The following is a 13,483-nucleotide window of genomic DNA, read 5'->3' as shown; positions in this document are numbered from 1 at the left end:
TACGACGTACCTGCCATGACCGCTTCCGCTTCCCGTCCCCTGCTCGGCTGCATCGCCGACGATTTCACCGGCGCGACCGATCTCGCGAACATGCTCGTCAAGAGCGGCATGCGTACCGTGCAGACGATCGGCGTGCCCGCCGACGGCGCCGCAGCCGACACCACGCTCGACGCCGACGCGATCGTCGTTGCGCTGAAGTCGCGCACGATTCCCGCAGCCGACGCCGTCGCGCAATCGCTCGCCGCATACGCGTGGCTGCGCGCGCAAGGCTGCCGCCAGTTCTTCTTCAAGTACTGCTCGACGTTCGATTCGACCGACGCGGGCAACATCGGGCCCGTTGCCGATGCGCTGCTCGACGCGGCCGGCGGCGGCTTCACGATCGCATGCCCGGCGTTCCCCGAGAACGGCCGCACGATCTATCGCGGCCACCTGTTCGTCGGCGACGTGCTGCTGAACGAATCGGGGATGGAGAACCATCCGCTCACGCCGATGAAGGACGCGAACCTCGTGCGCGTGCTGCAGCAACAGACGAAGTCGCCCGTCGGCCTGATCCGCTACGACACGATCGTGCTGGGCGCGGCTGCCGTGCGCACGCGGATCGACCAGTTGCGTGCGGAAGGCGCGCGCTTCGCGATCGCCGACGCGCTGTCGGATCGCGACCTCTACGTGCTCGGCGAAGCGTGCGCGGGCCTGCCGCTCGTCACCGGCGGCTCGGGCATCGCGCTCGGCCTGCCCGCGAATTTCCGCCGCGCGGAGCAACTGCCCGAGCGCGACAACGCGGCGTCGCTGCCGCGCATCGACGGCCTGTCGGCCGTGCTCGCCGGCAGCGCGTCGAAGGCCACCAATGCACAGGTCGCCGCATGGCGCGCCACGCGGCCGAGCTTCCGCATCGATCCACTCGCGGCGGCGCGCGGCGAGCCCGTCGTCGACCAGGCGCTCGCATTCGCGCGCTCGTACCTGCCGCAGCCCGTGCTGATCTACGCGACCGCGACGCCCGACGAAGTGAAGGCCGTGCAGCAGGCGCTCGGCGTCGACGCGGCCGGCCATCTCGTCGAAGCCACGCTCGCGGCGATCGCGAAAGGTCTGCGTGATCTCGGCGTGCGCAAGTTCGTCGTCGCCGGCGGCGAAACGTCCGGCGCGGTCGTGCAGGCGCTCGACGTGAAGTCGCTGCAGATCGGCGCGCAGATCGATCCGGGCGTGCCGGCAACGGCCACCATCGACGCGCAGCCGCTCGGCCTCGCGCTGAAGTCCGGCAACTTCGGCACCACGGACTTTTTCGACAAGGCGCTGCGCGCGCTGGACGGAGCCGCATGATGAGCGACGAAGCGAAACGGCGCGAAGAGATCTGCGTGGTCGGCGCGAGCCTGTATGCGCGCGGCCACGCGGTCGGCAGCGCCGGCAACATCAGCGCGCGCCTGCCCGACGGCTGGCTGATCACGCCGACCGACGCCTGCCTCGGCCGCCTCGACCCGAACGACATCGCGAAGGTCGGCGCGGACGGCCAGCCCGTATCGGGCGGCAAGCCGTCGAAGACACTCGCGCTGCATCGCGGCATCTACGCACGCAATGCCGAAGCGAATGGCATCGTCCACACGCATTCGACGCACCTCGTCGCGCTGACGCTCGCGGGCGTGTGGCGCGACACCGACGTGCTGCCGCCGATCACGCCGTACTACGTGATGAAGGTCGGCCACATTCCGCTGATCCGTTACCGCCGCCCCGGCGACCCGGCCGTCGCGGCCGAAGTCGCGGCGCTGGCCGACCAGGTGCGCGGCGTGCTGCTCGACCGCCTCGGCCCCGTGATGTGGGGGCCCTCGGTATCGCAGGCGTCGTATGCGCTCGAAGAGCTCGAGGAAACGGCGCGGCTGTGGCTGATGACGCAGCCGAAGCCCGAGCCGCTGCCCGACGCCGCGCTCGACGAACTGCGCCGGACCTTCGGCGCGCGCTGGTAGCGCCATGCACATCGCACGAATCGTGCGGCATGCTTCATGCAGGACTGCAAATTGGTTTCCCTGCCCGCCGTGTGCGCGGGCCCTTCCGTCAGCACACACACGATCCGGCGGCGTACGCGCCGCCGGCACATAACATCATTGGAGACGACGATGACTGCTCTCGACGCGGCCGCAAGCCGCACGCCCGCCGCGCCCGCCCGTGCGGCCGAACTCGACCGCACCTACAAGAAAGTGTTCTGGCGCATCGTTCCGTTCCTGATGCTCTGCTACGTGGTCGCCTACCTCGACCGCGTGAACGTCGGCTTCGCCAAGCTGCAGATGTCGCAGGACCTCGCGTTCAGCGAAACCGTGTTCGGGCTCGGCGCGGGCATCTTCTTCCTCGGCTATTTCCTGTTCGAACTGCCGAGCAACCTGCTGATGCACCGCCTCGGCGCGCGCATCTGGATCGCGCGGATCATGATCACGTGGGGCCTGCTGTCCGCGCTGTTCGCGTTCGTGCAGACGCCGACGCAGTTCTACGTGCTGCGCTTCCTGCTCGGCCTCGCGGAAGCCGGCTTCTATCCCGGCGTGATCCTTTATCTCACGTACTGGTTCCCGTCGCATCGCCGCGCGAAGATCATCGCGGTGTTCATGTCCGCAATTCCGGTGTCGGGCATCTTCGGCAACCCGCTGTCGGGCTGGATCATGGAGCGCTTCCACGGCGGCTCGGGCTTCCACGGCTGGCAATGGATGTTCATGATCGAAGCCGTGCCGGCCGTGCTCGTCGGTATCGCGACGATCCTGTATCTCGACAACAGTATCCGCAGCGCGAAATGGCTCGACGAGCGCGAGAAGCAACTGCTGGAGGACGAGATCGCCGCGCAGCCGCAGGAACAGCAGCAGCACGGCCATTCGCTGAAAGCCGTGTTCTCCGACCCGCGCATGTGGTGGATGTCGCTGATCTACTTCGCGTTCGTCACGGGCCAGTACGGCCTCACGTTCTGGATGCCGACGCTCGTGAAATCGACCGGCATCACCGATACGCTGCAGATCGGCTTGCTGTCCGCGATTCCGTTCGTCGTCGCGATCGTCGTGATGAACCTGTTCGGCCACAGCGCGGACAAGCGCCGCGAACGCCGCTGGCACCTGATCGTGCCGGCGCTGATGGGCGCGGTCGGGTTTGCGGTCGCCGCGTCGTACTCGCACAATACGGCGGTGTCGATCGTGTTCCTGTCGCTCGCGGCAGGCGGCGTGCTGACTTGCGCACCGCTGTTCTGGTCGCTGCCGACCGCATTCCTCGCGGGCTCCGCAGCCGCGGCCGGGATCGCGATCATCAATTCGGTCGGCAACCTCGCCGGTTTCGCGAGCCCATACGTGATCGGCTACCTGAAGGACGCCACGCACAGCACGGCGTCCGGCATGTACGTGCTCGCTGCGATGCTCGTGATCGGCGCGATCGCCGTGTGGCTCACGCCCGCGAAACTCGTGAACCGCTGATCCATTGAACCGTTAAACCGCCGAGCCAGCCGCCATTCGACGCGGGGCGCCGTGCGCCCCGCCCCATTCATTCACAGGATCCGCTGCCATGCCACGCTTCGCCGCCAACCTCTCGATGATGTACACCGAGCACGCGTTCCTCGAGCGCTTCGCCGCTGCCGCCTACGACGGCTTCAAGGCCGTCGAGTACCTGTTCCCGTACGACTTCGCCGCCGAAGACATCCGCGCGCGCCTCGACGCGCACCACCTCGAACAGGCGCTGTTCAACGCGCCGCCCGGCGACTGGGCAGCAGGCGAACGCGGCACCGCATCGCTGCCGGGCCGCGAGGACGAGTTCCGGCGCGGCATCGACCAGGCGCTCGACTATGCGCGCGTGCTCGGCAACAAGAAGCTGCACGTGATGGCCGGCATGGTGCCGCCGGGCGCCGACCGGGCACGCCATCGCGACACCTACCTGTCAAACCTGCGTCATGCGACGCAGGCCGCCGCCGCGCATGGCATCACGATCCTGATCGAACCGATCAACCAGCGCGACATGCCCGGCTATTTCCTGAGCCGCCAGGACGACGCGCAGGCGATCTGCGCGGAAGTCGGCGCGCCGAACCTGAAGGTGCAGTTCGACTGCTACCACTGCCAGATCGTCGAAGGCGATCTCGCGATGAAGCTCAAGCGCGATTTCGCGGGCATCGGCCATATCCAGATCGCGGGCGTGCCCGAGCGCCACGAGCCGGACCTCGGCGAACTCAACTACCCGTATCTGTTCGCGCTGATCGACGCGCTCGGCTACGACGGCTGGATCGGCTGCGAGTACCGCCCGAAGGCCGGCACGTCGGAAGGGCTCGGCTGGCTCAGGCCGTACCTGTAATTCCAGTATTCCTTTAAGGGTGAAGAACATGAAAGTACTGATCACCGGCGGCGCCGGCTTTCTCGGCCAGCGTCTCGCGCGCAAGCTGCTCGAGCGCGGCGAACTCACCGGCCCCGACGGCCGCGGCGAGAAGATCGACGAGCTGGTGCTGCTCGACGTCGTCGCAGGCAGCGATTTCGGTGACGCACGCGTGACGTCGATCGTCGGCGACATTGCCGATCGCGCGGTGCTCGAAAGCGCGATCGACACGCAGACGGCCGCGATCTTCCACCTCGCAGCGATCGTCAGCGGGCAGGCCGAAGCCGATTTCGATCTCGGCATGCGGATCAACCTCGACGCGTCGCGCACGCTGCTCGAAGTGTGCCGCGCGCGCGGCCATCGGCCGCGCGTCGTGTTCACGAGCTCCGTGGCGGTCTATGGCGGCACGCTGCCCGACGTCGTGCAGGACGACACCGCACTGAATCCGCAATCGTCGTACGGCGCCGAGAAAGCGATCGCCGAGCTGCTGCTGTGCGACTACGCGCGGCGCGGCTTCGTCGACGGCCGCGTGCTGCGGCTGCCGACGATCAGCGTGCGGCCCGGCCGCCCGAACGCGGCCGCGTCGTCGTTCGCGAGCGGCATCATCCGCGAGCCGCTGAACGGCGAGGAAAGCGTGTGCCCGGTGCCGGGTTCGACGCGGCTGTGGCTGCTGTCGCCGCGCGGCGCGATCGAAGCGCTCGTCGCGGGCTGCGAGATCGACGGCGCGAAGCTCGGCAACAAACGGGTGATCAATCTGCCCGGCCTGTCGGTGTCGGTCGACGAAATGATCGCGGCGCTGCGGGAAGTCGCGGGCGACGAAGTCGTGAAGCTGATCCGCCATGTGCCGGACGAGCGCGTCGAGAAGATCGTCGGCAGCTGGCCGGGGCGTTGGGACACATCGCGCGCGGAAGCGCTCGGGCTGAAGGGCGACACGTCGTTCGCGGACGTGATCCGCAGCCATCTCGCCGACGAACGGCGCTGATTCCCGTGCCGCCCGGCGTGCGGGCACGAGCTCCCCGGCCGCGTCAATGCGGCCGGGCGGATTCCCCAATCGGCAACGACGCGCGCTTCGTTCCGCCCGGCCGGTTCGCCGCACCGGCCGCCCACTGCCACGCAAGCAGGCCCGGCAGATAGAACAGCAGGTCGCGCACGCGGCGGGCGCCGGCCAGTGCGAGACAGGTCGGCGGGTCGAACCCGAGCAGCCCGCCGATCAGCACGAACCCGCCTTCCTGCACCCCGAGGCCACCCGGCATCAGGAACGCGATGCTGCTCACGAGCTGGATCAGCGCCTCGATCGCGAGCGCCTGCGCGAAGGTCGGCTCCGCGCCGAGAAAATACAGCGCCAGCCAGATTTCCAGCGCGTAGCCGACGAACTGCAGCGTCTGCCAGATCAGGAGATAACGCACGACGATGCCGGTCTTTCTCCAGATCATCCGGATCGACTGATCGGTACGCGCCGATTCGCCGACCAGCGCCACCACCTTGCCGCTCGTGATGCGGTTGAGCACGCGCATCGCGCGTTCGAACGGCCGCGCATGCTGCACCAGCGCGAACAGCAGCAGCACCGGCACCAGCGCCGCCATGCCGATCGCGAGGTTGCCGGCCACGCGCGCGGCATCGGAGGACACGTGCTCGAGCACGTAGCCGATCGCGACCAGCGCGAACACGAGCTGGCTGATCAGCGTCAGCTGCATGTCGGCGACGAGGCTGGCCGCGACGGTCGCCGGCCGCACGCCCGCCCGCCGCAGCAGGCCGAACGACACGATCTCGCCGCCGATCCGCGCGACCGGCAACAACCCGTTGATCGATTCGCGGATCCACACGAGCTTCAGCATCGTCGCGAACGACGGGCGGCGCGGGCCGCGGATCAGCATCCGCCAGTCCCACGCGTTCGCGAGCATCGGCAGGAGGTGCGCCAGCGCCGCGAGCAACAGCCCCGCACCGGCGATCTGCAGGCGATGCAGGATTTCCAGCGGATGTTCGCGCCAGATCAGCCACACGGCGAGTGCGAGCCCGCCCAGCGCCGCCACCTGCCCCGCATGGCGCAGCCGCGCGTCGCCCCGCGCGGCATTCCGTTCCGCGGCATCGGTGCCGGGGTTCGTCTGCGTCGTCATGATTCGCTCGCCGGCGACAGCAGGCCTTCCCGGTCGACGCGAAAGCGCGTGCCGCGCCACACGACATGCGACGAGAAGAAGCTCGACACGAACACGAAGAACTGCAGGAGATCGACGAACGGCAGCCAGATCGCGCCGCGCAGGCCCGCTCCGGTCGCCCGGCTCGTCTTCAGCATCAGTAGCACCCGCGCGGCGAGCGCCGCGGCCGCCAGCCCGCACGCGGCGGCCGTGCCGCCGGAGAACAGCAGCGCCAGCAGCGCGAGCGGCACCGGGTGCATCAGCACCGAGCCCGCATGACCGAGCCGGTCCGCCGCGCGGATCGTGCAGCTCCAGCGCAATTCGTGTGCGTACAGCTTCGCGAACGTCTCCTCGACGCACGCATGCCCGACGACGAACGGCGGAATGACGACCTGCGCGCCCACCTGCCGCACCGCTTCGCCCAGCGCGTGATCCTCGGCCAGGTGGTGCGCGAAACGCGTGAGCCCGCCGATGCGTTCGAGCGTCGCGCGCGTAATCGCAATCGTCTGGCCAAAGCAGGGCCGTGCGCGCCCGATGAAGAGCCCGGTGATCACGCCCGGCAGGAAATGGTAGTTCGTCATCGCGACGGCGACACCGGGCCAGAAGCCCGGCGATGCGATGCCGCGATAGACGCTCGTCACGATGCCGACATCGGGCTGCTGTAGCGCGCCGACGACCGCGTGCAGATAATCGCGCTCGACCAGCACGTCGCTGTCGGCGAGACAGAGCACCGAATACTCCGCGTGTTCGAGCATGTTCACGAGATTCGCGATCTTGCGGTTCGGCCCGTACAGCCGCGCATCGGCGACGACCTTGATGTTCGCGTCAGGGTAGCGCGCACGCAGCGTCTCGACGGCCGCGAGGGCCTTGTCGTTCGCATCGTGCACGCCGAACAGGTGCTGAACCGGGCCCGGATAATTCTGCACGAAGAAGCTTTCGAGATGCTGTACGAGTTGCCACTCGTCGCCGTGCAGCGGCTTCGCGACGGTGACGCCCGGATAGTCGCGCGGCTGGGCCGCCGCCCGGGAAAAGAACCGGCCGACCAGCACGCTGGCCGTGATCGTGTATGCAATGCCCAGCAACACGCCCAGCCCGCAGACGATCGACATTGCCCCGGCCAGCGCGCGCAGCACATGCAGCAAAACCATGCTTCTCCCCAGTGGTGAACCGTGCAACTACGACGCCCGGAACCCGCCGCGCGCACGCGTGTTCAACCGTGTGCGCCGCCGTATCGATTCCCGTGGAGCCGGATGTGAAGGACGACCAGCCGACGGTACGCGCAATCAGATGACACAACTACCGTGCGGCGATCGATTCCTGTCACACGCACGCAGCCGCATTCAACGGCGGCCTTGAACGCCGTATCGGCAAGCTTGCGGGCCGAAAGGATCGCGGTGGCAACCGCGATGACGGCCCAGATGCGAAACGTCATCGTGGTGAAAAATGCTTCGGGTACGCGCCATGCAAGCAACGACACCAGCACGAAACACTGAATGAACATGCCGGCCATCGCGGCGATCAGCAGGTGGGCGCGCCATCGCCCGATCGTGGAAGATGCCATGAGGAACGAACCTCCCGTACGGACGACTCGCATCGATCGGAGATCGATCGGACGGGTTGCGGATTGACGGGCAAGCTTGCGCGGCAAGTGCCGGACATGCGTGACCCGGTTCGGGATCCAGGGAAGCGGAGCACTGCCCGAGAAATGTTGTGGCCGATGGTAGCGGGATTGCCGGCGGCAAACCTTAAGCGTTCTTCAGAATTGGCGGAAGCTTGACGCAGCACAATTACAATCCGTTGCACGGGATGCACGGTTGCACTCGTACAATCGCAGGCATCTGCACCCGAATAGACCATGCGACTCCTCCTTGTTGAAGACGACGACCTGATCGGCAGCGGTCTCGAGATCAGCCTGAGTCAGGCCGGCTATCACGTCGACTGGTTGCGCGACGGTCACGCGGCCGCCGCGGCGCTCGCGACGACGCGCTTCGCGCTCGTCGTGCTCGATCTCGGCCTGCCGGGGAAATCGGGCACGGAGCTGCTGCGAGCATTGCGCGATGCCGGCGACACCGTCCCCGTGCTGGTGCTGACCGCGCGCGGCACCGTGGCCGACCGGGTCCGCGGCCTCGACGACGGCGCGGACGACTATCTCGCGAAGCCGTTCGAGCTGACCGAGGTGCTGGCCCGTTGTCGTGCACTCGTGCGCCGCTCGCAGGGCCGTGCCGGCGACGAGATCGTGTGGCGCGACATCACGATCGACCTGACCGCCCACACGGTGACGCGCGATGCGTCGCGCATCGCACTGACCTCGCGCGAGTGGGCCATCCTGGTTCAGCTCGTCAGCCACCCGGGCGCGCCGCAGTCGCGCGCGCGCCTCGAAGACACCCTGTACGGCTGGCAGGAAGGCATCGAAAGCAATGCGATCGAGGTCCATGTCTCGAACCTGCGCAAGAAGCTCGGTGCGGAACTGATCCGCACCGTTCGCGGTATCGGCTACGTTGTCGACCTCGCATGATCTCCCGCTCGATACGACGCCGCGTTTCGTCGATGGCGCTCGGCTGCGTGATCGTCGTGTGGCTCGTCGCCGTATTCGGCAGCTTCCGTTATGCGACACGCGAGATTGGCGAATGGGAAGACGCCCGCCTCGTCGAATACGCGTCGCTGCTGGTCGATCTTTCCCCCGCCGACCTCGAACGCCTCGCCCGTTTTCCGCCAGATGCACGCGTCGAACTGGATCGCGGCAATGCGAGATCCGTCCCTGAAACCGACGGCGATCGCCTGCAGCGCGACGTGCTGTTCGAGGTACGCGACGCGCAGGGCCATGTCGTCGCGTCGAGCCTTCCGGCCGAAGCAGCCGGGTTGCCCGACACGCGCAACCCGCGCGGCCCCCCTGAAACGATCGTCATTCACGATGCATCGTGGCGCACGCACACGTTGCGCGATGACGCGTCGGGGCGCCGGATACGCGTGATGGAGATCGCCAATACGCGCAGCGACCTGGCGACCGGTATCGCGCGCGGCATCGTGCTGCCGCTGATCGTCGCACTCCCGGTGCTGGCGCTGCTCCTCTGGTATCTGATCGGGCGCGGTCTCGCGCCGTTGAAGACGCTATCGGCGCTGATCGGCGCACGCGACGCACGATCGCTCGAACCGCTCGACATCGCCACCGTGCCGGACGAAGTGCGCACGCTGGTCGACGCAATCGACCGCCTGCTGGCCAGGTTGCGGCAATCGATTGTGCGCGAACGTGCGTTCACGTCCGACGCCGCGCACGAACTCAAGACGCCGCTCGCCGCGATCAAGGTTCAGGCGCAGGTGGCGATCGCGACCGACGATCCGGCGCGCAAGCAACTGGCGATGCAGCGGGTCGTTCAAGGCGTCGACCGCAGCGCGCGACTCGCCGACCAGTTGCTGCTGCTCGCGCGGCTCGACGAATACGAACGCATTCCGACGCGCGCCGTCGCCGTTCGCGAACTCGTCGACGCCGCCATCGATCGCCATCTCGCGAAGGCGTCGGACAAGGCCATCGCCCTCGTAGCCGGCACGATATCCGGACGGTCGATCGAAGCCGATCCGATCCTGATCGGCATCCTGCTCGACAACCTCGTCGACAACGCCGTCAAGTACGGCCGCCAGGGCGGCCGCATCGAGATCGGTGTAGACGACGACGGTGCGCGACAACGCATCGTCGTGCGCGATGACGGGCCGGGTGTCGCGCCCGGCGAGCACGAGCGGCTCGGCGACCGCTTCTATCGCGGCAGCGGCGCGCAGTCGCCCGGCAGCGGGCTCGGACTGTCGATCGTCACACGCATCGCACACTATTTCGGCGGCACCGTACAGTTCGAGGCCGGCATCGGCGGGCAGGGCCTCGGCGTCGCGATTACGCTGCCGTCGGCGGGCGCGTGTGAACCGACGCCAGCCGGCGAACCCGACGACCGGTCGTCGCGTGCAATTCCACGTGCTTAACGTTTCGTTAAGGAAGCAGCCGTAGAATCCACCCGACCGATACCTTCCCCGCCGTACGCCAGGAGTCTCCATGCCCACGCCCGCCCGCTATGACACCGTTGCGCGCTTGCTTCACTGGTTGATCGTTGCGCTGATCGTCGCGCAATATGCGATCGGCTGGACGATGCCCGACGTGCATCGCGACACCCAGCCCATCGGCCTGATCGCCGCGCACCTCCTCGTGGGAACCGCACTGCTCGCCGCGATGGCTTGCCGCGTGTTGTGGCGCGTGACGCATCGGCCGCCTGCGAGTGACCTGCCGCCCGCGATGCGCGCACTGTCGGGCATCACGCATTTCGCGCTCTACGCGCTGCTGATCGCGGTGCCGCTGCTCGGCTGGATCAACGCGTCGTCGCGCGCATGGGGCGTGACGCTGTTCGGGATCGTGCCGTTGCCCGCGCTGTCGGCGGCCGGCTCCAGCTTCGGCCATGCGATGGGCGACGTGCACGGCATCCTCGCATGGGCGCTGTTCGCCGGTATCTGCCTGCACGTGGCAGCCGCGCTGGCGCACCGCTTCGTGCTGCGCGATCAGGTCACGCAGCGCATGATGCCCTGGTGATCGACACGTTGGCGGCACCGCATGCCATCGCGCGCATGAATCGGGTGGCCGCCGATACCGATACCGTCTGCGTTCCGGTTCATCGCACGACCGACCGGCCGCTCATCGCACGCGGCCGATGAGATGATCGCGGCGCCGCGCGAAGCGGCGCGCGATGACAGGCAGCGCAGCCGGCGCCCTTCTGCCGCGTCGAGCGGCGCGAAGGGCTGACGTACTGCCGTGCCGCGAACACGGCGGCCTGAAGTCGCACAAGACCATATCGACACCTAGTTGCTGGTCTGCGCCGGCGTATCGGGGGCCGGCGCATGCGCAGCGGCAGCCGCCATCCGGGCCCGGTCCTGCTCGGCAAGCTTCGCTTCCGCCGCCTGGATGTCCGCCGGATACTCGCCGTCGTCTCCCTTCGCCGGGTCATACCCGGCTGCTTCCAGGCGGATCAATTCGTCGCGAACCTGTGCACGCGTCAGCGGCGCGGCGGATTGCGCGAAGGCCGACTGACCGACGATCGCTCCGATCATCGTCAGTACTGCGATATATGCTTTCATCATGAACTCCTTCAATGCTCCGTATCGATCAACCTTGTTGAATGCCTTGAATACCCGACCTGCGAATGCAGGCGGCTGCGTCAGCTTCCGAAATAGGTCGTGCAGAAGCTCGCGGGGCCGACGCATGCGGCAGGACCCTGGCGCGGCGACATCGTCGCCGGCCTGCCCGCTTCCGATGACGCGGCCGGATCGCTGCCAACCGCCGTGCTGGCCTGATGCCGCGGCATCTGTTCGGCCTGCCGCTGGAACAGCGGGCTCACGTCCGGATACGACGTATCGGTCACGAAGCGCAGCCCGTTGTTTTCGGCGTCGATCAGTTCCTGCCTGACCTGCGCGCGCGTCAGCCCCTGTGCCGACGCTTGCGGCGCGATACCCGCGAGAGAAATCGCCGCCACCGCGGCGGCCACCAGCCAATGCGTGTTCATGTTCCACTCCTTGAGAAGTCAACGAGACGACGTGCTACACCCGTATGACGACGGAGCGTGTGCGTTTATTCCCGCGCAGCGCGGCACGAATCACGCGGCTTCTCCTGCACCGGGCGCGCTCGGGACGGACGGTCATGAAACTGTCATTCTTTCGTCAGCCGGCGTAACCTGACGTAACGCAGCGCCCGCCGCGCTTCGGGCAGACTGACGCCACTCCTAACGGATCGCCCTTCGATCATGTCCGTCGCTTACGACTACGTTGCCGGCCTGCTGCGCACGCTGTACGACCGTCATATCGACGGCGGCGCTGTGCTCGACCCGGCCGCGTTTCCCGATGCCGAGCGTTTCGTCCGTGCGTGGGCCGACATCCAGGCAGAGGCATTCGCCGTGGCGCGCGACATGCCGCGCATCCCGCGCTTTCACGAGATCATGCGCGAGCAGTACGACATCTCGGCCAACGACGCACGCGACTGGCGGATGTTCATCATGCAGGCGTACGGCCAGCCGTTCCCGCGCAACCTGTCGCGCTGTCCGACCGTCGCGTCGATCGTCGCGGCGTCGCCGGACGTGCTGTCCGCATCGCTGTCGTTCCTCGCGCCCGGCAAGCACATTCCCCCGCATCGCGGGCCGTTTCGCGGCATCCTGCGCGGCTATCTCGTGCTGTCGATGCCGAAGCGCGCCGACGGCACGCCGGCCGCCGTGCTGAAGATCGACGGCCACGAATACCGGCTCGACGAAGGACGCTTCCTGCTGTGGGACGACACGTTCATGCACGAGGTGTGGAACGACAGCGACGCCGTGCGGATCGTGCTGCTGCTCGATATCCGCCGGCGCGGGATGCCGCGCCTGCTCACGTGGCTGTCGAATGCGGTGATCGGCATCGTGCGGCTCGGGATCAGGATGCGCGGGCGATCGATTCCGGTTTAGCGCACGTGGCCGGCGCGCGCCGGGCGACCGATCGCTTCAACCGCCCTCTCGTGTGTCGAAAGGGAACTCGGCCCGCCCAGGACGCAGAAGAAATCATCAGGAGACCTTGGCGGAACCATCCGTCAACGCATCAATGCCCCGCCTGGCGACACACGGGAAAGGCGGGTCGATCGCCCGCACATTCGCCAATTCCCAGCACACGTATCCGGCGCACCATTGCTTGCCTTGCGAGCGGGCTTCATCCGGTGTCCAGTCGCGTCCCCCCACGACGTCGACCCGCGCGAGCGCGATACCGTCGGGATCCTCCTGCCCGTCCTGTCGCAGGAAGATCGTGTTCTGCACCAGCACGAGATCGCGCAACGGCAGGACCCGCGGCGCCCACGACCGGATTTCGACCCGCTTGCGGCCCGCGACGATAGCGTCGACGGCGGGCTTGACGATCGACAGCGCGAATCGCGGCATGGCAAGTACTTCCTTCATCGGCAAGTGGAGAGCGTGCGACCGTCGATCGGCTTTGCAGCCGAATCCGGCATGCGATGACGGTTCGGGCAGGATTGTTGCCGATCCGCCAGGACGTGTCGA

General features: G+C 67.6%; 15 protein-coding genes. 9 read left to right on the top strand and 6 right to left on the bottom strand.

Annotated elements, in window-relative coordinates:
• Positions 1-15 precede the first annotated feature (15 nt).
• The 5 genes from otnK to denD all read left to right on the top strand — a co-directional run bounded on the left by otnK (position 16) and on the right by denD (position 5,293).
• Positions 16-1,314 (top strand): 3-oxo-tetronate kinase, encoded by a 1,299-nt coding sequence (gene otnK / locus B7G54_RS32705; protein WP_085042864.1) that lies wholly within the window; start codon positions 16-18, stop codon positions 1,312-1,314.
• Entirely contained in the window at positions 1,314-1,952 is a 639-nt protein-coding gene (gene otnC / locus B7G54_RS32700; protein WP_106409052.1) for a 3-oxo-tetronate 4-phosphate decarboxylase, read from the top strand. Before otnK ends, otnC begins: the two co-directional genes overlap by 1 nt.
• Positions 1,953-2,102: 150 nt before the next feature.
• The gene (locus B7G54_RS32695) at positions 2,103-3,428 is read left to right on the top strand and encodes an MFS transporter (RefSeq protein WP_085042862.1); all 1,326 of its coding nucleotides are present in this window, start codon (positions 2,103-2,105) and stop codon (positions 3,426-3,428) included.
• An 88-nt stretch (positions 3,429-3,516) separates the two neighbouring features.
• On the top strand, positions 3,517-4,293 hold the full coding sequence (gene otnI, locus B7G54_RS32690) for a 2-oxo-tetronate isomerase (RefSeq protein ID WP_085042861.1): 777 nt from the start codon (positions 3,517-3,519) through the stop codon (positions 4,291-4,293).
• 28 nt (positions 4,294-4,321) lie between these two features.
• On the top strand, positions 4,322-5,293 hold the full coding sequence (gene denD / locus B7G54_RS32685; protein WP_085042860.1) for a D-erythronate dehydrogenase: 972 nt from the start codon (positions 4,322-4,324) through the stop codon (positions 5,291-5,293).
• 43 nt (positions 5,294-5,336) lie between these two features.
• Here denD and B7G54_RS32680 read toward each other — a convergent pair whose 3' ends face one another.
• The 3 genes from B7G54_RS32680 to B7G54_RS32670 all read right to left on the bottom strand — a co-directional run bounded on the left by B7G54_RS32680 (position 5,337) and on the right by B7G54_RS32670 (position 8,004).
• Positions 5,337-6,425, bottom strand: a complete 1,089-nt coding sequence (locus tag B7G54_RS32680) for a lysylphosphatidylglycerol synthase domain-containing protein (protein ID WP_085042859.1) — start codon at positions 6,423-6,425, stop codon at positions 5,337-5,339.
• Positions 6,422-7,591: a bacteriohopanetetrol glucosamine biosynthesis glycosyltransferase HpnI gene (hpnI, locus tag B7G54_RS32675; RefSeq protein ID WP_085042858.1), complete on the bottom strand. Its 1,170-nt coding sequence runs from the start codon at positions 7,589-7,591 to the stop codon at positions 6,422-6,424. Before hpnI ends, B7G54_RS32680 begins: the two co-directional genes overlap by 4 nt.
• 62 nt (positions 7,592-7,653) lie before the next feature.
• Positions 7,654-8,004 (bottom strand): hypothetical protein, encoded by a 351-nt coding sequence (locus B7G54_RS32670; protein WP_085042857.1) that lies wholly within the window; start codon positions 8,002-8,004, stop codon positions 7,654-7,656.
• 294 nt (positions 8,005-8,298) lie between these two features.
• Between B7G54_RS32670 and B7G54_RS32665 the strand changes: the two genes are divergently transcribed.
• The 3 genes from B7G54_RS32665 to B7G54_RS32655 all read left to right on the top strand — a co-directional run bounded on the left by B7G54_RS32665 (position 8,299) and on the right by B7G54_RS32655 (position 11,007).
• Positions 8,299-8,958: a response regulator gene (locus B7G54_RS32665; protein WP_069260688.1), complete on the top strand. Its 660-nt coding sequence runs from the start codon at positions 8,299-8,301 to the stop codon at positions 8,956-8,958.
• Entirely contained in the window at positions 8,955-10,409 is a 1,455-nt protein-coding gene (locus B7G54_RS32660; RefSeq protein WP_085042856.1) for an ATP-binding protein, read from the top strand. Before B7G54_RS32665 ends, B7G54_RS32660 begins: the two co-directional genes overlap by 4 nt.
• Before the next feature lie 70 nt (positions 10,410-10,479).
• Positions 10,480-11,007, top strand: coding sequence for a cytochrome b (locus B7G54_RS32655; protein ID WP_085042855.1), 528 nt, complete (start codon positions 10,480-10,482; stop codon positions 11,005-11,007).
• Positions 11,008-11,273: 266 nt separating this feature from the next.
• On the opposite strand, the gene B7G54_RS32650 is transcribed toward B7G54_RS32655, so the two are convergent.
• A complete protein-coding gene (locus B7G54_RS32650) occupies positions 11,274-11,549 on the bottom strand; it encodes a DUF4148 domain-containing protein (protein ID WP_085042891.1) in 276 nt (91 codons plus the stop codon).
• An 80-nt stretch (positions 11,550-11,629) separates the two neighbouring features.
• Positions 11,630-11,974 carry a DUF4148 domain-containing protein gene (locus tag B7G54_RS32645; RefSeq protein ID WP_085042854.1) on the bottom strand — a complete coding sequence of 115 codons (345 nt, stop codon included), beginning with the start codon at positions 11,972-11,974 and terminating at the stop codon, positions 11,630-11,632.
• 237 nt (positions 11,975-12,211) lie between these two features.
• On the opposite strand from B7G54_RS32645, the gene B7G54_RS32640 reads away from it, so the two are divergent.
• Positions 12,212-12,901, top strand: a complete 690-nt coding sequence (locus B7G54_RS32640) for an aspartyl/asparaginyl beta-hydroxylase domain-containing protein (protein ID WP_085042853.1) — start codon at positions 12,212-12,214, stop codon at positions 12,899-12,901.
• A gap of 96 nt (positions 12,902-12,997) precedes the next feature.
• Here the strand turns inward: B7G54_RS32640 and B7G54_RS32635 are convergent, their stop codons facing one another.
• Positions 12,998-13,381 (bottom strand): ASCH domain-containing protein, encoded by a 384-nt coding sequence (locus B7G54_RS32635; protein WP_244289455.1) that lies wholly within the window; start codon positions 13,379-13,381, stop codon positions 12,998-13,000.
• Between the last annotated feature and the right edge of the window lie 102 nt (positions 13,382-13,483).

It is taken from the genome of Burkholderia puraquae (assembly GCF_002099195.1).
Classification (GTDB): Bacteria; Pseudomonadota; Gammaproteobacteria; order Burkholderiales; family Burkholderiaceae; genus Burkholderia; species Burkholderia puraquae.
Note: the sequence above shows the minus strand (reverse complement) of the source record. Positions and strands in the feature narration are given on the sequence as shown.

Excerpts from the sequence above, each read along its gene's own strand:
- B7G54_RS32665 (WP_069260688.1), top strand. The coding sequence starts at position 8,299 with ATGCGACTCCTCCTTGTTGAAGACGACGACCTGATCGGCAGCGGTCTC.
- otnI (WP_085042861.1), top strand. The coding sequence starts at position 3,517 with ATGCCACGCTTCGCCGCCAACCTCTCGATGATGTACACCGAGCACGCG.
- B7G54_RS32695 (WP_085042862.1), top strand. The coding sequence starts at position 2,103 with ATGACTGCTCTCGACGCGGCCGCAAGCCGCACGCCCGCCGCGCCCGCC.
- B7G54_RS32650 (WP_085042891.1), bottom strand. The coding sequence starts at position 11,549 with ATGAAAGCATATATCGCAGTACTGACGATGATCGGAGCGATCGTCGGT.
- otnK (WP_085042864.1), top strand. The coding sequence starts at position 16 with ATGACCGCTTCCGCTTCCCGTCCCCTGCTCGGCTGCATCGCCGACGAT.
- B7G54_RS32680 (WP_085042859.1), bottom strand. The coding sequence starts at position 6,425 with ATGACGACGCAGACGAACCCCGGCACCGATGCCGCGGAACGGAATGCC.
- B7G54_RS32655 (WP_085042855.1), top strand. The coding sequence starts at position 10,480 with ATGCCCACGCCCGCCCGCTATGACACCGTTGCGCGCTTGCTTCACTGG.
- B7G54_RS32635 (WP_244289455.1), bottom strand. The coding sequence starts at position 13,381 with ATGAAGGAAGTACTTGCCATGCCGCGATTCGCGCTGTCGATCGTCAAG.
- denD (WP_085042860.1), top strand. The coding sequence starts at position 4,322 with ATGAAAGTACTGATCACCGGCGGCGCCGGCTTTCTCGGCCAGCGTCTC.
- B7G54_RS32645 (WP_085042854.1), bottom strand. The coding sequence starts at position 11,974 with ATGAACACGCATTGGCTGGTGGCCGCCGCGGTGGCGGCGATTTCTCTC.
- B7G54_RS32640 (WP_085042853.1), top strand. The coding sequence starts at position 12,212 with ATGTCCGTCGCTTACGACTACGTTGCCGGCCTGCTGCGCACGCTGTAC.
- B7G54_RS32670 (WP_085042857.1), bottom strand. The coding sequence starts at position 8,004 with ATGGCATCTTCCACGATCGGGCGATGGCGCGCCCACCTGCTGATCGCC.
- B7G54_RS32660 (WP_085042856.1), top strand. The coding sequence starts at position 8,955 with ATGATCTCCCGCTCGATACGACGCCGCGTTTCGTCGATGGCGCTCGGC.
- hpnI (WP_085042858.1), bottom strand. The coding sequence starts at position 7,591 with ATGGTTTTGCTGCATGTGCTGCGCGCGCTGGCCGGGGCAATGTCGATC.
- otnC (WP_106409052.1), top strand. The coding sequence starts at position 1,314 with ATGAGCGACGAAGCGAAACGGCGCGAAGAGATCTGCGTGGTCGGCGCG.